At 73.8% G+C, this 20,240-nt stretch carries 13 protein-coding genes and 1 tRNA gene; 9 read left to right on the forward strand and 5 right to left on the reverse strand.

Going from position 1 to position 20,240, the window contains the following annotated elements:
• Positions 1-162: 162 nt before the first annotated feature.
• Together ACIRJT_RS35025 and ACIRJT_RS35030 are read left to right on the forward strand one after the other, a co-directional pair.
• Positions 163-1,107, forward strand: coding sequence for an ATP-binding cassette domain-containing protein (locus ACIRJT_RS35025; RefSeq protein WP_403917574.1), 945 nt, complete (start codon positions 163-165; stop codon positions 1,105-1,107).
• Positions 1,104-1,898 (forward strand): ABC transporter permease subunit, encoded by a 795-nt coding sequence (locus tag ACIRJT_RS35030; protein WP_403917577.1) that lies wholly within the window; start codon positions 1,104-1,106, stop codon positions 1,896-1,898. Before ACIRJT_RS35025 ends, ACIRJT_RS35030 begins: the two co-directional genes overlap by 4 nt.
• A gap of 132 nt (positions 1,899-2,030) precedes the next feature.
• Here ACIRJT_RS35030 and ACIRJT_RS35035 read toward each other — a convergent pair.
• A tRNA-Arg gene (locus ACIRJT_RS35035) sits at positions 2,031-2,103 on the reverse strand.
• Between the two features lie 306 nt (positions 2,104-2,409).
• On the opposite strand from ACIRJT_RS35035, the gene ACIRJT_RS35040 reads away from it, so the two are divergent.
• From ACIRJT_RS35040 to ACIRJT_RS35070, 7 genes are all read left to right on the forward strand, one after another.
• Complete coding sequence (locus tag ACIRJT_RS35040) at positions 2,410-4,053, forward strand: dynamin family protein (protein WP_403917578.1); 1,644 nt, start codon at positions 2,410-2,412, stop codon at positions 4,051-4,053.
• Positions 4,050-5,945, forward strand: coding sequence for a GTPase (locus ACIRJT_RS35045; RefSeq protein ID WP_403917580.1), 1,896 nt, complete (start codon positions 4,050-4,052; stop codon positions 5,943-5,945). The genes ACIRJT_RS35040 and ACIRJT_RS35045 overlap by 4 nt, the downstream gene beginning before the upstream one ends.
• A 131-nt stretch (positions 5,946-6,076) precedes the next feature.
• Positions 6,077-6,538 (forward strand): single-stranded DNA-binding protein, encoded by a 462-nt coding sequence (locus ACIRJT_RS35050; protein WP_403917583.1) that lies wholly within the window; start codon positions 6,077-6,079, stop codon positions 6,536-6,538.
• A 198-nt stretch (positions 6,539-6,736) separates the two neighbouring features.
• Positions 6,737-8,224 (forward strand): Cys-Gln thioester bond-forming surface protein, encoded by a 1,488-nt coding sequence (locus ACIRJT_RS35055; protein ID WP_403917585.1) that lies wholly within the window; start codon positions 6,737-6,739, stop codon positions 8,222-8,224.
• A 125-nt stretch (positions 8,225-8,349) separates the two neighbouring features.
• Positions 8,350-10,014 (forward strand): energy-dependent translational throttle protein EttA, encoded by a 1,665-nt coding sequence (ettA, locus tag ACIRJT_RS35060; protein WP_403917588.1) that lies wholly within the window; start codon positions 8,350-8,352, stop codon positions 10,012-10,014.
• A 5-nt stretch (positions 10,015-10,019) separates the two neighbouring features.
• The gene (locus tag ACIRJT_RS35065) at positions 10,020-10,442 is read left to right on the forward strand and encodes an acyl-CoA thioesterase (protein WP_403917589.1); all 423 of its coding nucleotides are present in this window, start codon (positions 10,020-10,022) and stop codon (positions 10,440-10,442) included.
• On the forward strand, positions 10,439-11,155 hold the full coding sequence (locus tag ACIRJT_RS35070) for a hypothetical protein (protein ID WP_403917591.1): 717 nt from the start codon (positions 10,439-10,441) through the stop codon (positions 11,153-11,155). Before ACIRJT_RS35065 ends, ACIRJT_RS35070 begins: the two co-directional genes overlap by 4 nt.
• Positions 11,156-11,188: 33 nt before the next feature.
• Here the strand turns inward: ACIRJT_RS35070 and ACIRJT_RS35075 are convergent, their stop codons facing one another.
• The 4 genes from ACIRJT_RS35075 to ACIRJT_RS35090 form a co-directional block, all read right to left on the reverse strand.
• Positions 11,189-12,736 (reverse strand): alpha/beta hydrolase, encoded by a 1,548-nt coding sequence (locus ACIRJT_RS35075; RefSeq protein WP_403917593.1) that lies wholly within the window; start codon positions 12,734-12,736, stop codon positions 11,189-11,191.
• Positions 12,737-12,891: 155 nt separating this feature from the next.
• The gene (locus ACIRJT_RS35080; RefSeq protein WP_403917596.1) at positions 12,892-13,896 is read right to left on the reverse strand and encodes an ABC transporter ATP-binding protein; all 1,005 of its coding nucleotides are present in this window, start codon (positions 13,894-13,896) and stop codon (positions 12,892-12,894) included.
• Positions 13,893-16,757, reverse strand: a complete 2,865-nt coding sequence (locus ACIRJT_RS35085) for an ABC transporter permease (RefSeq protein WP_403917599.1) — start codon at positions 16,755-16,757, stop codon at positions 13,893-13,895. The genes ACIRJT_RS35080 and ACIRJT_RS35085 overlap by 4 nt, the downstream gene beginning before the upstream one ends.
• Position 16,758: 1 nt before the next feature.
• Complete coding sequence (locus tag ACIRJT_RS35090) at positions 16,759-20,049, reverse strand: FtsX-like permease family protein (protein ID WP_403917601.1); 3,291 nt, start codon at positions 20,047-20,049, stop codon at positions 16,759-16,761.
• Between the last annotated feature and the right edge of the window lie 191 nt (positions 20,050-20,240).

Below are 20,240 nucleotides of genomic sequence, written 5' to 3' on the forward strand. Positions count from 1 at the left end.
CTTTCCTGCTCGAGCGAAGCCGAGAGCTTGGGGAAGTGCCAGGCGTCGCCGAGCAGGCGGGAATTGCGCAGCACGGCCCAGGAGTGTGCTGCTCCGGCGGGAGCAGGAAGCGACTCCCGCCGGTGGATTCGCCATCGGCCCGCCGCTCGTAGCGTCGGCCGCATGATCCGAGCAACGGAACTCACCAAACGCTACGGCGGGCGAACCGCCGTCGACCGGCTGTCGTTCACGGTCCGGCCGGGCAGGGTGACCGGCTTCCTCGGCCCGAACGGCGCCGGCAAATCGACCACCATGCGTCTGATCCTGGGCCTCGACTCCGCGAGCGCGGGGCGTGTCACCGTGGGCGGCAAGGCCTACGCGGACCTGCCCGTGCCGCTGCGGGCGGTCGGCTCCCTGCTCGACGCCAAGGGCGTTCACGGCGGCCGCTCCGCCTACCACCACCTGGCCGGACTCGCCGCGAGCAACGGCATCCCGCGCCGCCGTGTCGAGGAGGTGCTGGAGCAGGTCGGCCTCCCCGTGGAGGCGGCCCGCAGGCGCACCAAGGGATTCTCGCTCGGCATGGGCCAACGGCTGGGCATCGCGGCGGCTCTGATCGGGGACCCGGAGGTGCTGATCCTCGACGAACCGGTCAACGGCCTGGACACCGAGGGCATCCGCTGGATCCGCGGACTCATGAAGTCCCTGGCGGCGGAGGGCCGCACGGTCTTCCTCTCCAGCCACCTCATGAGCGAGATGGAACTGACGGCCGACCACCTCATCGTGATCGGACAGGGCCGGCTCATCGCGGACACGACGATGCGCGACTTCATCGAGACCAACTCCCGCGCGCACACCCTCGTCAGGTCACCCGAACCGGAACGGCTGCGCACCCTGCTGGAAGCGGCCGGAGCGCGCGTACGGCTGGACGCCCGGGGCGGCTGGCGGGTCGACGGCCCCGACGCCCCGGCCATCGGCGACCTGGCCCGGGACCACGGGGTCGCCGTCCACGAACTCATCCCGGAACGCTCCTCCTTGGAGGAGGTCTACACGACGCTCTCGCAGTCCTCGGTGGAATACCGGGCCGAGGACAGGAGCCCGTCGACGCCCAGGAAGGAGACAGCCCGATGACCACGACCACGACCACGCTCGCCCTTCCCGCCACCCGCACGGATCGGACCGGCTTCCGGGAGGCCCTCGCCCACGAGTGGATCAAGTTCCGCAGCGTGCGCTCCACGGTGTGGACGACCGTGGCCACCGCCGTACTGCCGGTCGTCGGCGCGGTGTTCATCGCCGCCGGCGGCAGCCTGCAACCCGACGACACCGTCCTCGGCGGCAGTCTCACGCTCACCGTCGTCGCCCAGATGCCGGCCGCGGTCGTCGGGGCGCTCGTCGCCTCGGGGGAGTACAGCAGCGGCACCATCCGCACGACGTTCGCCGCCTGCCCCCGCCGGGGCACGGTCCTCGCCGCGAAGGCCACGCTGGTGGCGGGCGTGATGTACCCCCTCGCCCTGGTCTCCTGCACGGCCGCCTACCTCGTCGGGGACGCCATGCTGCCGGAGGGCCGGTACGCCCAGGGCGAGCCGCTGCCCGCCCTGTTCGGCATCGCCGCGTCCTTCGCGGTGGCCGCCGCGCTCGGCCTCGCCGTCGGCGCCCTCGTACGCCACTCCGCCGGCGCCGTCACCACGGTCATCGGCCTCCTGCTCCTGCCGTCCCTGTTCGGCCCCCTCTTCGGCGACGCCGAACGCTGGATCGCCGGCCTCTCCCCGACGGCCGCCCTGGAGAAGCTCACCCAGACCTCGGACGCCGCGGCCGACGCGGTGGGCAGCCTGGGCCCCTGGCCTTCTCTGCTCCTGGTCGCCGCCTGCACGACGGCGCTCACGCTCGGGGCCCTGGCGCTGCTCCGCCGACGGGACGCGTGAGGGACGCGTGAGGGGCGGGAGGGGTGAGGGGCGGGGCGCTGCTTACGCCGCCATGACGCCGCGCTCGCTAGCGTCCCCCTGACCGACAAGAGGCCCTCCGGTGCGGAGGGCCTCTCGGTGGTGCGGTCGGTGCGCCCCCGGCAGGACTCGAACCTGCGGCCAAGCGCTTAGAAGGCGCCTGCTCTATCCACTGAGCTACGGGGGCCGGGAGTCCTGATCGGTGGCTCCGTGGCCGTGCCGGGACAAGGATAGGGCTCCGATCCCCTGGACCCGGTTGCTTCACCTGCGTGGCACGATGTGGAGGTTCGGTGAAGCGAACCGATAATCGCAGGTAGGTACGATTCCTGCATCGGTTTTCGCTCCCCTCGTGCCGGGTGTTGTGCACTCGTTATGCCCCCGCCCCACTCGTCCCCTCTGTCCGGACTCTGTCCAGAGGGTGGAACCGCCGCGCAGAGGGGGCTATACGCTTCAAAAAGGCTCCAAAATTGGGCATTCTTCGCATGTGGTGACCATGGACGTACGGCCTCAGCTCATCGACGCACTTTCCGCCCTGCGCGACCGTGTCGCCGCCGTGCGTCTTCCACTGCCCCTGCCGGGGGCCGAACGCGCCCGGCAGACCAGGGTCGAACTCCTCGCCCAGCTCGACGACTACCTCCTGCCGCGCCTCAAGGACCCCGAGGCGCCGCTGCTCGTCGTCATCGGCGGGTCCACCGGGGCCGGGAAGTCCACCCTGGTCAACTCGCTGGTGGGATGCCGGGTCAGTCAGGCCGGGGTGCTGCGGCCCACCACGCGGACCCCGGTGCTGGTCTGCCACCCGGACGACCACCACTGGTTCGCCGGAGTGCGGGTGCTGCCCCAGCTGACCCGGATCTGGCTGCCGCCGGGCCAGGCGCCCGACCCGGACGGGCTCGACGACCTCGCCGCCCGGGGGGAGGACGGGGAGACCGCGCTGCGGGTGGAGACCGCCGTGAGCCTGCCCCGCGGGCTCGCCCTCCTGGACGCCCCGGACATCGACTCGCTCGTCGTACGCAACCGGGTCCTCGCCGCCGAACTCATCTGCGCCGCCGACGTCTGGGTGATGGTCACCACCGCCTCGCGCTACGCCGACGCCGTGCCCTGGCACCTGCTGCGTACCGCGAAGGAGTACGACGCGGCCCTCGTCACCGTCCTCGACCGGGTGCCCCACCAGGTGATCGCCGAGGTGTCCCGGCAGTACGCGGCGCTGCTGACCCGGGCCGGACTCGGGGACGTACCCCGGTTCACCATCCCGGAGCTGCCCGAGTCCGCGGGCGGCGGCAGCGGACTGCTCCCCACCACCGCCGTCGCCCCGCTGCGCGCCTGGCTCGCCCACCGGGCCCAGGACCCCGCCGCCCGGCAGCAGGCGGTGGCGCGCACCGCCTCCGGCGTCATCCAGTCGCTCAACGTACGGATGCCCTCTCTGGCCTCCGCCGTCGCCGCCCAGTACGCCGCCTCCGTACGGCTGACCGGGGTGGTCCAGGACGCGTACGGCAAGGAGGCCGCCCGGATCCGGCGCCGCCTCCGGAGCGGTGCGGTGCTCTCCGGTGGCGCGCGGACCCGGTGGCGCGGCTACCCGCTCTACAGCTCGCCCGAGGAACTCCTCGAAGCCCTCGTCGACAGCCTGGTGGCCCTGCTCCAGTGCTCGGTCTCCGCCGCCGACGAACAGATCCGCGCCCAGTGGAGCCGCGAGCCCGCCGGGCGCCTGTTCCGGTTCGAGGACGCCGGGCGGGAGGCGGGCGGCTGGGGGCCCGTCGAGGACGTCGAAGGCCGGATCTCCGTCGCCGTACGCCGGTGGCGGCGGGTCCTGGAGGAACTGGCCGAGGAGGAGGTGCGCCAGCTCGAACGCAACGTGGCGCCCGCCCCCGAGACCGTCGCCGCGCTGCTCGCGGCCGCCCTCCTCGGTGGGCGGCGCGCCCGCGCGGCGGGGGAGCAGCTCGCCGAACGCATCGGCGCCCAGGGCGCGCTGCGCCTCCGTGACAAGGGCGGTGAGCTGCTGACGACCTACCTCGACCAGGTACTCGGCGGCGAACGCGACCGCCGCCTCGCCCCGCTCGACGCGCTCGACGTCGCCCCCGAACCCCAGGCCGAACTGATCGCCGCGCTTTCCGTACTGCAGAAGGAGAGGTGGCAGCGATGACCGCCGTCACGGACCAGGACAACGGCAACGGCAACGGCAGCGGCAGCGGGAAGGCGGACGGGGGCGCGTCGGGCAGGGGAGGGGACGGGCGCTGGGACGACGGGCTCATCGCCCGGCGCGCGGCGGCGGCCGAAGCGGACGAGGCCGGGGAAGCCGCGCCCCGGGCTTCCGCCGAGGACGACGCGGAGCCGCAGGTCGAGGCGTACGTCCCCTCCGGCGGGCCGCTGCCGCCCCGGCTCGACGCCCTGCGCGAACTCGTCGGGCTGTCCCGCGCCCGGCTCGACCGGGACACCCTCGCCGAGGCGGGACGCGTCCTGGACGAGGCCGCCGCCCGGCAGCGGCTCTCCTCGCGGCACACCGTCATCGCCGTCGCGGGCGCCACCGGCAGCGGGAAGTCGACCCTGTTCAACGCGCTCGCCGGGGCCCCGATCTCCGACACCGGGCTGCGCCGGCCCACCACCTCCCAGCCCATCGCGTGCAGCTGGACCGACGGCGCCGCAGGCCTGCTGGACCGCCTCGCCGTCCCCGGCCGACTGCGCCGCAGGCCCCACCCCGGGCCCGTCGCCTTCGACGAGGCGCTCCAGGGGCTCGTCCTGGTCGACCTGCCCGACCACGACTCGGCGGCCACCGACCACCGCGACCAGGTGGACCGGGTCCTGGCCCTGGTCGACGCGGTGATCTGGGTCGTCGACCCGGAGAAGTACGCCGACGCGGCCCTCCACGAACGCTATCTGCGCCCGCTCGCCGGACACGCCGAGGTCACCTTCGTCGTCCTCAACCAGACGGACCGGCTGCCCGGCGAGGCGGCCGACCTCGTGCTCGACGACCTGCGCCGCCTCCTCGACGAGGACGGCATCGCGCTCGGCGAGCACGGCGAACCCGGCGCCACCGTCATGTCCCTGTCCGCGCTCACCGGGGACGGGGTGCCCGAACTCCGTGAGATGGTCGGCCGCTTCGTCCAGGACCGCACGGCCGCGACCCGCCGCCTCTGGGCCGACGTCGACGCGGCTGCGGCGCGGCTGCGCCCGGTCTACGTGGCCGAGGGGCGGCCCGGACTGGGCGAGCGGGCCCGTGAGGAGTTCACCGACCGGCTGGCCGAGGCCGTCGGCGCGGCGGCCGCCGGGCAGGCCGCCGAGCGGGAGTGGCGCAGGAACGCCGGGCGGGCCTGCGGGACGCCGTGGCTGCGGCTCTGGCGCTGGTACGAGAACCGGGGCCTGCCCGGCAGCCTGGACCGGATGGGCCAGGCGCTCACCCCGCCCGAGGAGGAGCTGACGGCCCGGCAACGGGTCGAGCAGGCGGTGCGGATCGTCGCGGACGACGCCGCCGACGGGCTGCCGGGGCCCTGGGCGCAGGCGGTGCGCGAGGCCGCGTTCACCGGGGCGCAGGGGCTGCCCGAGGCGCTGGACGAACTGGCGGTCAAGGCCGGGGCCCCCGGCGCGTCCAAGCGGGGCGGCGGCACGGAGGCGGGGCGGGGCGCCGCCGCCGGAGCCCCGCTCGGAGCCCCGCGCGGCGGCCGCCCGGCCAAGCCGCCCCGGCCGAAGTGGTGGCCCGCCGCGGTGCTGGCCCAGGTGTCGATGACGCTCCTCCAGATCTTCGGCGGCCTGTGGCTGGTCGGCCAGATCGTCGGCGTCCTGGAGCCGGGGCTCGTCACGCCCGCGCTCATCATGCTGGCCGGAGTCGTCGGCGGCCCGCTCGTGGAGTGGTCCTGCGCCGCGGCCATCAGGGGGCCGGCCAGGAGGTACGGGCAGGACGCCGAGCGGCGACTGCGCGAGGCGGCCGCCGGGTGCGGCCGGGCCAGGGTCCTGGATCCGGTCGCGGCCGAGCTGGTGCGCTACCGGGAAGTGCGGGAGCGGTACGTGACGGTGACGGAGTTCTCCACAACCGGCCGGTAGTCCACAGGCCCCGACGCGATTCCCGCCCGGCGCCCACCATGGAGTCCGCACCCCACCGCCGTAGAGGTACGAGCGGTGCGATGCGGTACGAGCGGTGCGATCCGCTACGACAAGGAAAGCGGGGGCGGGAAATGAACGAGACCTTGGTGACCCTGGTGGGTAACGCCGCGACGGCGGTGGAGTTCCGCGAGACGGCCACCGGCGGAATGGCGCGATTCCGTTTCGCCGTGACGCCGCGGCGGTGGGACCGCGAGAAACAGCTCTGGGCCGACGGCCGCACCAGCTTCTACACCGTCTGGTCCTGGCGGACGCTCGCCGCGAATCTGGCCGGTTCCGTTTCGGTCGGGGAACCGCTGGTGGTGCACGGCCGGTTGAAGGTCCGGGAAGAGGAACAGGCAGGTCAGCGGCGGACGTTCGTCGATGTCGAGGCCGTCGCCGTCGGCCACGACCTGAGCCGGGGAACGGCCGCCTTCCGCCGAGCGGCCCGAGCGGAAGCCATTCTGACGGAGCGTCCGGAACGTGTCACGGACGGCGATGCGAGGGAGTCGGGGGAACAGCGGGAACACGTCGGCGCATTGGCGGCGGTGTCCTGAAAAGGCCGATCGTCGACAAGCGCGCCGTGCGTCGGGCGATAACGATTCCGATTCGGAATGGTTGTGCGGGGGCAGTACGGGGGACTGCCCTTCGCCCGTTCTTTAGGATTCCCAGTGCTCACGGGTCACTTGGGTCTGCTGGCGAGGCATTCCCCACACGCGCACCATGCGCGAGGGTCTCGCCCGGAGGGGAATTCTGTGTTTTCTGCGTCTTCAGCGTCCGCTGCGCCGTCCGGCACGACAGGGGCGCCCCCGGGCCGCGGGATACTCCGCCCGGTCGCCGCGCTGCTGCTCTCCGGTCTCGTCGCGGCTGCCGCACTCGTCGGCGCCGGACCGGCGGCCGCCGACGACCCGGGCCGGCACCACGGCGGCGCGGCCGCGGTGCTCGACGGGCTGAAGACCTACGACAGTGCCGTGCTCCGCATCGCGGGGAAGGACGGCGTGCCCGCCCGCACCCAGGAACTGCCCGCCGGGCTGTTCGAGATGACCGTGGACGGCGGAGGCAGGCTCAAGACCTACTGCATCGACCTCCACAACCCCACCCAGGACCAGGCGAAGTACCTGGAGACCCCTTGGGCCGAGACTTCGCTGGGCGGAAACCGGAACGCGGGGAAGATCCGCTGGATCCTCCAGCACTCCTACCCCCAGGTCGACGACCTGGCCGCGCTCGCCGCCGCCGCCGGCACCGGTCCGCTGACCGAGCGGACCGCCGCCGCCGGGACCCAGGTCGCCATCTGGCGCTACTCGGACAACGCCGACATCACCGCGTCGGACAAGCAGGCGGAGAAGCTCGCCGACTGGCTGCACCGCAACGCGCGCAACGCGAAGGAGCCCCGGGCCTCGCTGACCCTGGAGCCGGCCGCCGTCTCCGGCCGGGCCGGAGGGCGGCTCGGCCCGGTGACCGTCCGCACCGCCGCGGACCAAGTCTCGGTGTCGCCCCCGGTGGACGCGGCGGTCAGCGGCATCGCGGTCACCGACGAGAAGGGCGCGCCCGTCACCGAAGCGGCGGACGGGGACCGGCTCTACTTCGCCGTGCCGAAGGACACCGCCGACGGCACCGCTTCCCTGGCCGTCCAGGCCACCACCTCCGTGCCGGTCGGCCGGGCCCTCGTCGGGACCGGCCGCACCCAGACCCAGATCCTGGCCGGCTCCAGCGAGTCCACCGTCTCCGCGCGGGCCACCGCCACCTGGGCCGAGAAGGGCGCCGCCCCCGCGCTGACCGCGCGGAAGAACTGCGCCGCGGGCGGCGTGGACATCACGGCCGCCAACCGGGGCGAGAAGCCGTTCACCTTCGAGCTGGCCGGAATCGAGCACACCGTCGCCGCCGGGGCCACCCGCACGGTGACCGTCCCCGTAGCCGAGGACCAGGCGTACGACTTCACCATCACCGGGCCCGCCGGGTTCGCCAGGACCTTCACCGGGGTGCTGGACTGCGCCACCAGCGGCAGCGTCCTCGACCGGGAGAGCGAGGGCGACGCCGGCAACGACATCGGCACCCGGAGCGCCCCGCGGTCCGTGCCCGCCACGACCGGCTCCGCCACCTCGGGGCCGGCGGGCGACCTCGCCGAGACCGGCGGCTCCAGCGCCACCCCGATGCTCGCCGCGGTCGCCATCGGGCTGCTCGTCGTGGGCGGCGGCGCGGTCTTCGTCCTCCGCCGGCAGGGGCCGCACGCCGACGGTGAGTGAGCTTCCACGCTCAGGGAGTGACGTCGCTCCCGTGTCGATCCCCGGACGGGTTTCCGTCCGGGGAGGGCTGTCAGGCAAGATGGGGTGTATCTGCCCACACCTCTATTGCTGCCGGACGGTTTCTCTTGGCTGAGTACATCTACACCATGCGCAAGACGCGCAAAGCGCACGGCGACAAGGTGATTCTCGATGACGTCAACCTGAACTTCCTGCCCGGCGCGAAGATCGGTGTCGTGGGGCCCAACGGCGCCGGCAAGTCCACGGTGCTGAAGATCATGGCAGGCCTGGAGCAGCCCTCCAACGGCGACGCCTTCATCTCGCCCGGTTTCAGCGTCGGCATCCTCATGCAGGAGCCGAAGCTGGACGAGGCGAAGACCGTCCTGGAGAACGTCCAGGACGGCGCCGCCGAGATCATGGGCAAGCTCAAGCGCTTCAACGAGGTCGCCGAGCTGATGGCGACCGACTACTCCGACGCGCTCATGGACGAGATGGGCAAGCTCCAGGAGGACCTGGACCACGCGAACGCGTGGGACCTGGACGCGCAGCTGGAGCAGGCCATGGACGCCCTGGGCTGCCCGCCCGGCGACTGGCCCGTCACCAACCTCTCCGGTGGCGAGAAGCGCCGTGTGGCGCTCTGCAAGCTGCTCATCGAGGCCCCGGACCTGCTCCTCCTCGACGAGCCCACCAACCACCTCGACGCCGAGTCGGTGAACTGGCTGGAGCAGCACCTCTCGAAGTACCCGGGTGCCGTCGTCGCCGTCACCCACGACCGGTACTTCCTGAACAACGTCGCCGAGTGGATCCTGGAGCTCGACCGCGGTCGCGCGATCCCCTACGAGGGCAACTACTCCACGTACCTGGAGCGCAAGGCCACCCGTCTCAAGGTCGAGGGCCGCAAGGACGAGAAGCGCCAGAAGCGGCTCAAGGAAGAGCTGGAGTGGGTCCGCTCCAACGCCAAGGGCCGTCAGACCAAGTCCAAGGCCCGTCTCGCCCGGTACGAGGAGATGGCGGCCGAGGCGGACAAGATGCGGAAGCTGGACTTCGAGGAGATCCAGATTCCGCCGGGCCCGCGGCTCGGTTCCATCGTCGTCGAGGTCGAGCACCTCTCGAAGGCCTTCGGCGACAAGGTCCTCATCGACGACCTGTCGTTCACGCTGCCCCGTAACGGCATCGTCGGCATCATCGGCCCGAACGGCGCGGGCAAGACCACGCTGTTCAAGATGATCCAGGGCCTGGAGACGCCGGACAGCGGCGCCATCAAGGTCGGCGACACGGTCAAGATCTCCTACGTCGACCAGTCCCGCGCCAACATCGACCCGAAGAAGACCCTCTGGGCCGTCGTCTCGGACGAGCTGGACTACATCAACGTCGGCCAGGTCGAGATGCCCTCGCGCGCCTACGTCTCCGCGTTCGGCTTCAAGGGCCCGGACCAGCAGAAGCCGGCCGGCGTCCTGTCCGGTGGTGAGCGCAACCGCCTCAACCTGGCCCTGACGCTCAAGGAGGGCGGCAACCTGCTGCTCCTCGACGAGCCCACCAACGACCTCGACGTCGAGACGCTCTCCTCGCTGGAGAACGCCCTCCTGGAGTTCCCGGGCGCCGCGGTGGTCATCTCCCACGACCGTTGGTTCCTGGACCGCGTCGCCACCCACATCCTCGCCTACGAGGGTGACTCCAAGTGGTACTGGTTCGAGGGCAACTTCGAGTCGTACGAGAAGAACAAGATCGAGCGACTCGGCGCGGACGCGGCCCGCCCGCACCGTGCCACGTACAAGAAGCTCACGCGAGGCTGATCGTCTTGGCTCGTCATCTCTACAGCTGCCCCCTGCGCTGGTCGGACATGGACGCCTTCGGCCACGTCAACAACGTGGTCTTCCTCCGCTACCTGGAGGAGGCGCGCATCGACTTCATGTTCCGGCTGGCGCCCGGGGACGGCTCGCCGTCGTTCTCGGGCGGGTCCGTCGTGGCCCGTCACGAGATCGACTACGTACGGCCGCTGGTCCACCGGCACGAGCCGGTGACCGTCGAGTCGTGGGTCACGAAGATCGGCGCCGCGTCCCTGACGATCGCCTACGAGATCAAGGACCCCGACCAGGTGTACGTACGCGCCTCGACCATCGTCGTGCCGTACGACCTGGCGGCGGAGCGGCCCCGGCGGATCTCCGCCGAGGAGAAGCTCTTCCTCCAGCAGTACCTGGCAGAGGAGCCCGCCGCGGCATGACCGTGCCCGTGCAGTCGCTGCGGTTCGCCGACGCGAGGGAGGCGGCGGATCTCGCCGCCTTCCTCGGTCGGCTGCTCCACTACGACCGGGCCGCCGCGGTCCGGCTCCAGGCGGGCGGCGGCGACGCGCTGGCCGTGTTCGGCCGTCCGCCCTCCTTCGAGGTCCTCGCCATCCGCGCCGCCCGCCTGGCCCGCCCCGAGACGCTCGACGTCACGGTGTCGGCCGGGGAGCTGCTGGAGACCCTGGACGTTCCCGGTCCCGGCGACCCCGATGGCGCCCCGGAGCCGGGCGCCGGTGCGCTGCCCGCCCCCGTCACCGGGCCGCCGTGGACCGGTGTCCTGCCGCCCCGGGGCCCCTGGCGGGAGCAGCCCGGGCTGCCGGGGCCGGACGCCCTGCGCGCCGATCTGGAAGCCGCCGTCACCGACTTCCGCACCCGGGACGAGGCCCTGCCCGAGGAGCGGCGCACCCGTGCCGAGCGGGACCGTATCGGCCGCGAGATCTGGTCCCGGCCGGTAGGAGCCACGGAGCTCCCGCTCCGGGCCGTCCACGCGGCCCAGTCCCTCGGCTTCCTCCGGGCCGACCCGCGCTTCCCGGTATCGCTGCTGTCCTCGGGCAGCTGGCTCCGGCTGCGGACCCCGTACGGCTCGATCGCCCTGCGCCGCACGACGAGCGGCGAGCTCGGAGCCCTGCCCTTCACCGTCGGCCCCCGCTGACCCGGAGGTCCCGCACCCCCGGATGCCTGCCGATCATCGCTCGGGCCTCCCGGGCGCGGGGCAGGTGAGGTCGTGCGCGGGCAGGGTCCCGTCGCGCAGATAGTCGTTGACGGCCCGGTCGGCGCAGGGCACCGGTCGCAGCCCGTCGGTTCCGCGCCCGTAGACGCCGTGCGCGCGGATGTCCGCCGTCACCAGCCGCGAACCGGTCAGCCTGCGGTGCAGGGCCAACGCCCCGTCGTACGGCACGTTGTTGTCGTGGCGGGCCTGGAGCATCAGGACGGGCACGTGGTTGCCGATCATGGTGCCGGGCTCGGCCGGTCCGGTCTCCCAGAAGGCGCAGGGGGCCGTCATCCCGTTCACGAACGGACCGAAGACGGGCTGCTCGGCCCGGCCGCGCTGGGAGTTCTTCCAGTACGTCTCCGGGTCGGCGGGCCATCCGCCGGCCGGCCAGCCGCCGTCCCCGCACATGAACACCGCACCGCCCAGCATGCTGTCCGCGAGCTCGGGGGAGGCGAGCATCTCCAGCATCGCGGCCAGTTCGGGGCCGGGCTCGACCGGCTTTCCGGCGGCCGCGTCCACCAGGTCCCGTACCGTACCGGCGAGCGCCGCGTCGTACTCCTCGTGCTGGATCAGCTGCCGGAGTACGAGCCGCAGGACGGGGGCGTCGAGCCGGGCGCCGGCGACGGACACCGGGCGTCTCTCCGCCCCGTCCAGGAGCCGCTGCACACGGGCCCGCACCTCGGCGGCCGTACGGCCCAGGGCGTAGGCGCCGTGGCGCCGGGCGGTCCAGCCGGCCCAGGTGTCCAGGGCCTCTTCGAGCGGCTTCCCGGCCGACCGGAACAGCTCGTACTGGGTGGCCGTCGGGTCGGTGCTGGAGTCGATCACCATCCGGTCCGCCCGCCGCGGGAACAGCTGGGTGTAGACGGCACCCAGATCGGCCCCGTACGAGACGCCGTAGTAGGAGAGCCCGCGCTCGCCCAGCGCCGCCCGGATCGCGTCCATGTCGCGGGCGACGTTGCGCGAGGAGGCGTGCGGGAGCAGCGCGGCGTTGTCCCCGTGCCGCCCGCAGCGCCGCGCGGTGTCACGGGCCGCGCGGACCGATCTCTCGAAGTCCCGGCGCGCGGAGGTGACGGGGCCGGTCGGCACGGCCGGCGCCGCCGGGGCGCAGCCGACCGGCGTGGAGTCGCCGAGGAAGCGGGGATCGAAGCCGATCAGGTCGTAGCGGTCCGCCACGTCTCCCAACGCCGGTCGCAGACGCAGGGTGTTGTCCAGCCCGGCCCCACCCGGCCCGCCCGGGTTGGAGAGGAGGATGCCGCGACGCCGGGAGGGGTCCGCGGCCTTGACCCGGGAGATGGCTACCTGGATCGTGCGGCCGCCGGGATCGGCGTGATCGAGGGGCACGGTGACGTCGGCGCACTGCGCGCCCGCCTTGTTCAGATCCTCGTACCGGTCGGGGCAGGGCCCCCAGTCGAGCTGTTGGCGCACAGGGGCGGGTGCCGGCGATGCGGCGGTCGCGGGCACCGCTCCCGCGAGCAGACCGGCCACTACCGGGCCGACGAAGTACAGCGGGGCGACGCGCATGGCGCTCCTCGGAGCAGGTGGAATGACCTGACCGACGCTACGAGCGCGCCCGGTGCCGCCGCCATCCGGACAGCCCCTGGAACTGCCCTGGTGCCAGCCCTACTTGCCGTGCTCCCGCCTGCCGGGGCGCACGCCGGCGCCCACTCCCTGGGCTGCTAGGCGCCCGGCTCCTCCGGGGCCGCCCCGTGCGCGTCCGGCCAGACGCCGATGTGGTCCTGCTCCAGCTCCAGCAGTACCCGGTGCTCCATGCCCAGTGCCTGCGTGTAGTCCGCGGGCAGCTGGAGCCGCCCCGCCCGGTCGAGCATCGCGTACTCCCGGGCCACTTGCGACTCCTGGCCCGTAGCCGCGTCCACCTCCGTGCGGCGCAGTACTTCGGAGGACGTACGGCCGTCGCGGATGGCGACCGTACGCCGCACCTCGTCGGCGACCTTCTGGTCATGGGTGACGATCACGATCGAGGTGCCCAACTCCTCATTGGCGCGCCGGAACGCCGCGAAGACCTGTTCCCCGGTGGCCGAGTCCAGCTCACCGGTCGGCTCGTCCGCGAGCAGCACGGAAGGGGAGTTGGCCAACGCGACCGCGATGGCCACCCGCTGCTGCTGCCCGCCGGACAGCTGCTGGGGGCGTCGGTCGCGGCAGTCGGCGATGTCGAGCATGGTGAGCAACGACTCGGCTCGGGCGCCCCGTTCGCGCTTGCCGCCACCGCCGCGCAACTGCATGGGCAGGGTGATGTTCTGGATCGCGGTGAGGTAAGGGAGTAGATTGCGGGCGGTCTGCTGCCAGACGAACCCGACCACGTCCCGGCGGTAGCGCAGCCGTTCCTTCGGGCCCATCGACAGCAGATCGCAGCCCGCGACCTTCGCCGACCCCGCCGTCGGCACGTCCAGGCCCGCCAGGATGTTCATCAGGGTCGACTTGCCGCTGCCCGACGCCCCCACCAGGGCTACCAACTCGCCCTCGGTGACGAGCAGATCGAGCCCCTGGAGGGCCTGCACCTCCACCCCGTCCGTGGTGAAGATCCGCACCACACGGTCGCAGGCGATCAGCGCGTCGTGCCCGTAGGAGGGGCGGTCCCGGCGGGCCGCGGCCCGCTGCTCCAGCTCCGCCAGCGTCGTTTCGGCCGCGCCGGCCGTGCCTGCCGTCTCGGTGGACGAGGTCATCGGGAGTCTCCTGCCCTGAGTTCGGTGATCGATCCGCGGCGGCTCGCCCACCACGCCTGAACGCCCGCGACCGCGGCGGCGAGTGCCACCACCCCGGCGGCCGGCAGCCCCAGCGACCAGAGGTCGGTGCGGAGCACGACGGGGCTCGTGTCCGATCCGGCGACGCCCGCGAGCGCCAGCGGGACCAGATCGACGCCGGGGGAGAGCAGGGCGATGGTCGCCCAGCCGGTGAACAGGCCGCCGCCCGCCGCCAGCAGCGCCTGCGGCGTCGCCTCGAAGGCCAGCAGTCGCCTGCCCTGCCCGGTGGTGAGCCCCATCGTCCGCAACCGCGCCAGCAGCGTCTTGCGCTCCGGCGCCGTCTGGAGCAGCGACAGCAGTACGGCCAGTAGCGCGTATCCGGCGCCCGCCGCGACGGCCGCGAGGTAGATCCGCTCGGCCCCCGCCTGCATCGGGGTGTTCACATACCGCGCGCGCTCCTCCGAACGCAGCTGTACGGCGTACTCCTTGCCGCTTGCCTCGACCGCCGCGTGCAGCTTCCCGGGGTCCGGGGAGCCGGTGAGGAGCAGTGTGGTGGGCGCCCGCTGCTCCAGGGCCGCGGAGTTCACGATCAGGAAGTTCGTGGGGGAGACCGAGGCGACGCGCGAGGCGGTCCCCACGACGCGGACCTTGAAGTTGCCGGACAGCGTGTCGAGCGCCTGCGGCTCCTTGCCCAGGCGGGCCGCGACCGCTGGGGACGCGATGGCCGGAAGGACGCGCTCCGAGCCGGACTCCGTGCCCTCGGTCAGGGGGGCCGAGGCGGCGGTGGCCTTCAGCCGGGCGGCCGGGAAGGCCGGCAGCCCGGTCGCGCGGGCCAGTTCGGCGTACGAGGCGGGATCGACGCCCACCAGGGTCGCGGCCCGCACGTCGCCGGCACCGCCGCTGCCGTTACCCGTACCCGTACGGTCCGGGCCGGCGCCACTCCCGTTCGCACCGCCGTCACCGGCCACGGCCTCCGGCATGGCCACGCCGTACTCGACCCGGATCGGCGCCGCGTTCCGTACGCCGTCCAGATCGCGCACCGTGCGGACCAGCTCGTCCGGCAGCGTCGCCCGCTCGCTCGCGCCGCCGACCCGGGCGTCGGCGCCGACGGACGCCAGCGCGGCATCGTCCCGCGCGTCCCCGATGCCGGCGATCACCGAGCCGCCGAACGCCGCTGTGGCCAGCGCCAGCAGCAGGGCCAGCAGCGGCAGCGCCCCGCCGGCCGAGGAACGGCCGGCGCGGGCCAGCGAGAGGAAGCCGATCGCCCCGCGCAGCCGGGCCACGGGGCGTGCGGCGAGCCGCAGCGGCAGCGGGTAGAGCCGCACCAGCACCAGCGCCGCGATCAGCGCGACCAGCACCGGCGCTGCGCTGACCAGCAGATCGGTGCCGCCCTCGGCCGACGTGCCGCGCCGGCGCAGCGCCGTCACCGCGCCGACCGCGAGCACGAGCAGGGTCAGTTCGGCGACGGTCCGCCGCCGCGAGGGCCGGGCGCTCACCATGTCCTCGCGGGCTCCGTGCAGCGTGGGCCGGATGTGCTGGAGCGTCGTGCGCAGGGGCAGGGCGACACACACCAGGAGGCCGACGCCGGCAGCCGCCAGCGCGCCCGGCCACCATCGCCCCTCGCCCACCGCCAGCACCGCCAGCAGCAGCCCGAGCGCGCTCGCGGGCAGCACGGTCGCCGCGGTCTCCGCGAGCAGCCGGCCGCCGATGCCGCGCAGCGAGCCGCCGCGTGAGCGCATCAGCGCCAGTTCGCCGCGGCGGCGGGCGGCGATCAGGGCCCCCGTCATCAGCAGGACGACGGCGGCCACGGAGCCGATACCGAGGGCGGCGACCGCGATCACGGGGCTGATCGCGTCACGCATCCGCGCGTTGGCCTCCACGATGTGGCCCAGTCCGGTGGCGACCATCGCGGTGCCCCCGGCGATCTCCCGCACCTTCAGCAGCCCGGGGCCGCTCTCCAGCGAGGCGATGACGGACGTCAGCTGGGCGGCGTCGGGGCCGGTCAGCCCGGCGGGGTCGGGCGGGATGCGCCAGAAGAGGACGGGCTCGGCGGCCGTGCTCAGGAGTGCGGGACCGGCGTCCTCGGCCAGCAGGACGGTCCCGGTCCAGAAGTGCACCGGGAAGGGGCTCGTGGGGTCCGGGACCAGGGACGGGGTGCGCAGCAGCGGATCGGCGGACCAGTAGCTGCCGCGCGGATCGCGCGGGGCCACGATGCCGGTGATCGTCACGGTGATGGGTTCCTGCGCCGCGGTGAGGAGCTCGATGGTCGCGCCGACCTCCACCTTCAGCTCGGCCGCCGTCTCCTCGGTGACGGCGCCCTGCACCTCGCGGGAGTCCGACGTCACCTCCCGCGGCGTCGTCGGCCAGGCGCCCGAGGCCAGGGTGGCGTGCTCCTTCAGCCCCGACTGCGCCACGTACGAGAGCTGCGGCGGAACCGCTTCGGGCCTCGGCAGCCAGGGCTCGACCGCGACGGCAGGCTTCGTGGTGCGCACTCCGTACGCGACCGACGAGGTGTCCGCGTGCAGCGGCGCGGGCAGCGCCTTCAGGAGCCCGGCCCCGACCCGCGCCAGCTCGGGGCCGCGCACCTCGGCGTCCCGTTGCGCCTGCGGCAGCTCCAGCCCGGGCTGCGGGCGGGCGACCTCCAGCGCGCTGCGACCCGCGTCCGCCGTCAGGATGTCGTGGCGCAGCCCCTTCGTCTCGTACGCGTCCACGGCCCGCGGGAACGCGGCGGCCAGGAACGCCGTCACCAGCACCAGCACGGCGAGTGCCGTCGCCGCACCGGGCGCGGTACGCAGCCGGGTACGGATCCACGGGGCGGAGGCCGCCCGGTCGTTGTGACGCATGTCAGTGGTCCCCCTGGTGGCGCAGTGTGACCGCCGGATCCCCGCGGCGGAGCGCCATCGTCGCGACGATCACGAGCGGCAGGGCGGCGACCCCGGCCAGCAGCGCCGCGACCTGCCCGGCGGGCAGCTCCACCAGCACCGGTGGAACGGGTCGGTCCGCCTGCCCGGTCAGCACGATCAGCGGGACGACGGCCCGGGTCAGCACCGTGCCGATGCCGAGCCCGATGAGCAGGGCGAGCGCGATCAGCACGCCCTGTTCGGCGGCGATCATGCGGGCCAGCCGGCGGCGCGGTGCGCCGAGCGCCCGCAACACGCCCAGCTCGGCGGACCGTTCGCGGCGGGAGCCCGAGGCGCTGACCGCGAAGCCGACCGCCGCCAGTGCGGCGGCGACCACCGCCACGGCCCGCAGCGCCGACTGCGGGCCCGCACCCAGCGGATCGTCCACCAACCGCTGGGCGGCCTCCGCCCGGACCAGCACCTGGGCCGGATCGGTGTCCGGCAGGGAGCGCAGGGCGGCGGCCGCCTTCGCGGCGTCGCCCGGAGCGGCGCTCAGCCACCATTCGGTCGCCTCGATCGTGGCGGTGGGCCGGTGGGCCAGGACCTCGGTGACGGCCTTGAGGTCCAGCAGCAGCGCGCCGCCGTCGTCCGCCGCCGTCTCCTCGGCGCCGGACGACCCGTCGGGCTCCGTGGTCGGCAGCCGGCGCACCGCCTCCGCCAGGGTCACCCGGACGGTGTTCCCGGCCAGGGTGAGGTCGATCTCGTCGCCCAGCTTCGCGTTCGTGCTCTTCAGGTAGGCGTCCGTCGCGACCGCCCGGACCGCCGCGGCCTTCGGCCGGGCGGCGGTGATCCGCAGGGTGCCGGAGGTCGGCTCCCAGTTGTCCTCGTTGTCCACGCCGGTGTCGTACGTGAAGTCGGGCAGGCCCGAGGCGCCGTTGCGCACCGGCGGCTTGCCCGGCCGGTCCTCACCGAACTCGGTGAGCGTCATGGCCGCGTCCCAGCGTACCGACTCCGGGGCCGGCACCGGGCGTTCGGCGCCCGACCCGGCGACCGCCCGCACGTCGCTCACCGAGACCCGGTGCTTTCGCGCGTAGTCGGACGGCGCGGCGCCGTCCACCTCGATGCCGGTCACGGCCAGACCGCCCGCCGCCGACACCGGGAAGGACGCCTGGACCGGCCGGCCGTCCACCGGCACGGGACCGGCCAGGGCGCGGTAGGGGAGGCCGTAGCGGTCCTCCAGGAGCACGGTGACCACCGGCGGATCCGGGTCCGGGTACAGGCTGTCCCCGGAAGGCTTCGACTCCGTGGTGATCCGCAGGTCCAGCTTCACCCGGGTGCTGTCCTCGGGGAGTACGAGCCCGGGGCGCGGCGCCCGCTCCGGGGCGATGGCCTCGAACAACTGCCGCGGGCTTCCGTCGGCGAGGTCGGCGCGCATCAGCATCCGCTCGTCCGCGTGGGCGGTGTCCAGGGCGAGGACCTCGGCCGTGCGTCCGCCGGAGACCTCCACGTCCGCGCGGAAGGCGGGGGCCGCCTGCCGCACCCCCTCCAGGGCGCTGTAGGCGCCGGCCGCCGCCGGACCGCTCCCGTGCCCGCCCACGAGCCGGACCGAGGCGCCGGAGCCGAAGTCGGCCTGGTCGGACTGCGAGCGGTTCCAGGAGGCGCTCTGCCCGATCGCCAGCATGCCCATCGCGACCGACAGGACCAGCAGCAGCACCGGCCCCGCGCCGCGCAACGGGCGGCGGCTGAACTGCCAGCCCGCCAGGGCCGCGGGCAGCCCCCGGCCCTTGGCGGCACGCCGCTCGGCGAGCTTCGCCGCGGGCGGCAGCAGACGCAGCGTCAGGACCGTTCCGGCGAGCAGCGCCAGCGCGGGGGCGGTGACCAGCAGGGGGTCGATCCCGAGGTTTCCCGCCTGGTCGCCGCTGAGCGCCCCGCTGCCGGACTGCCGGTCCAACTGCCAGTACGCCACCGCCGCGATCAGGAGCAGCCCGAGGTCCGCGCCCGCCCGCACCGGGCCGGGCAGCGACGCGGCCCGGGTCCTGCGCCCGCCGGCCCCGGCCGTCAGCGACGGGGCCACCACGGCCAGCGCGCAGGCCAGCGCGACGGCCGCGGAGACCAGCCACACGGTGCCGGTGGAGGCCTCCTGAACCTTCAGCCCGATCCGGGACAGGGCGCTGCGCTCGGCCAGCAGCCCGGTCAGCGGTCCCGCGAGCAGCGGGGCGACCACCGCGGCGGGCACGGCGAGCAGCAGTGCCTCGATCGCGGCGAACGAGGTGATCCGGCCCCGCGAACCGCCCCGGGCCCGCAGCAGTTCGCGCTCGCCGTCTCGCTCGCTGTTGAGCAGCCGGGCCACGAGCAGCAGGGCGTACGCGGCGAGCAGCACCAGCTGCACCGCGACGATCATCAGCGTGGAACGGGAGACCAGCAGCGCCCGGTCGAGCTGGTCGAGCACGGTGGGCAGCGACGTCCGCGCGGTGATCCCGGACGCGAACACCGGTGCTGCTTCGAGGGCCTTCGGGGCGGCGGCCGAGGCCCCGCGCAGCCCCTCCATGGAGCCGGTGGTCAGCTCGGCGAAGTCGGCGGACGCCAGCCAGGACGTCTCGCCCTCGGCGAGCACGCCGGAGGCGAGGACCGAGGGGGCGGTGAGGAGGGGGCCGTAGGTCGTGAAGGCGAGCTTGCGCACCCCGCGCCCGCCGAGCGGGTCCAACTGCCAGTAGGGGGCGGACCGGTCGGCGGCCTCATAGACGCCGGTGACCAGGACCCGCTGCTTCTTGTCGCGCAGCCGGTCGGTGACGGTGAGCCGCGCGCCCGGCTTCAGCTTCAGCGCCTCGGCGGCGACGACGGGCAGCGCGACCTGGACGGATCCGGCGCCGTCGGAGGCGGCGGGTGCCTTTCCCTCGGCGATCCGCACCCGGCTCGGGTCGAGGGCGGCGAAGTGGGTGAGGTCCGGCTCGCCGCTCCGGGCGGCCGGGTCCTGGAGGCTCCGCGGCAGCGCGTAGGACCCCGAACTCTCCAACTTCCCCACGGTCACGGGCAGCCCGTCGAAGGCGGCACGGGAGGCCTCGCGGACTGCTTCGTCGGCCTCCGCGCGCTGTTCGTGGTCCACGGACGCGGAGACGACGAGGGCGGCGGAGGCGGCCGAACCATGGGTGAGCGTGTGGCGCAGGGCCGCGTCGCCCACGGAACCGGAGAACGCGGTGAGCGCCGCCAGGACGGAGGTGGTCAGCAGGACGGCGAGGACGGCCGCGGACAGCAGGAGGCGATGAGCCCTCACCCGCAGAAGGACGAAACCCGTCACCTGATCCCCCAGCCCCGGAAACACCGCATGCGCACGCCCCCCGACGTACCGGTGATGCTTTCAGAGGCAACAGGGTTTCGGTAACCGCTTACAGGTGCACCTTGATGCGATCGTGATCGTTATGCGGAGGTGGAGTGTCGAATTCCGGAGTTGTCCGGTCACGGATCGTGCAGGTGTGATCATCCGGCGCT

Origin of the sequence: Streptomyces sp. NPDC102283 (assembly GCF_044766265.1) — a bacterium.
GTDB lineage: Bacteria > Actinomycetota > Actinomycetes > Streptomycetales > Streptomycetaceae > Streptomyces.

Coding starts and splice junctions, on each gene's coding strand:
- ACIRJT_RS35030 (WP_403917577.1), top strand. CDS start 1,104: ATGACCACGACCACGACCACGCTCGCCCTTCCCGCCACCCGCACGGAT.
- ACIRJT_RS35050 (WP_403917583.1), top strand. CDS start 6,077: ATGAACGAGACCTTGGTGACCCTGGTGGGTAACGCCGCGACGGCGGTG.
- ACIRJT_RS35070 (WP_403917591.1), top strand. CDS start 10,439: ATGACCGTGCCCGTGCAGTCGCTGCGGTTCGCCGACGCGAGGGAGGCG.
- ACIRJT_RS35040 (WP_403917578.1), top strand. CDS start 2,410: ATGGACGTACGGCCTCAGCTCATCGACGCACTTTCCGCCCTGCGCGAC.
- ACIRJT_RS35075 (WP_403917593.1), bottom strand. CDS start 12,736: ATGCGCGTCGCCCCGCTGTACTTCGTCGGCCCGGTAGTGGCCGGTCTG.
- ACIRJT_RS35080 (WP_403917596.1), bottom strand. CDS start 13,896: ATGACCTCGTCCACCGAGACGGCAGGCACGGCCGGCGCGGCCGAAACG.
- ACIRJT_RS35025 (WP_403917574.1), top strand. CDS start 163: ATGATCCGAGCAACGGAACTCACCAAACGCTACGGCGGGCGAACCGCC.
- ACIRJT_RS35085 (WP_403917599.1), bottom strand. CDS start 16,757: ATGCGTCACAACGACCGGGCGGCCTCCGCCCCGTGGATCCGTACCCGG.
- ACIRJT_RS35045 (WP_403917580.1), top strand. CDS start 4,050: ATGACCGCCGTCACGGACCAGGACAACGGCAACGGCAACGGCAGCGGC.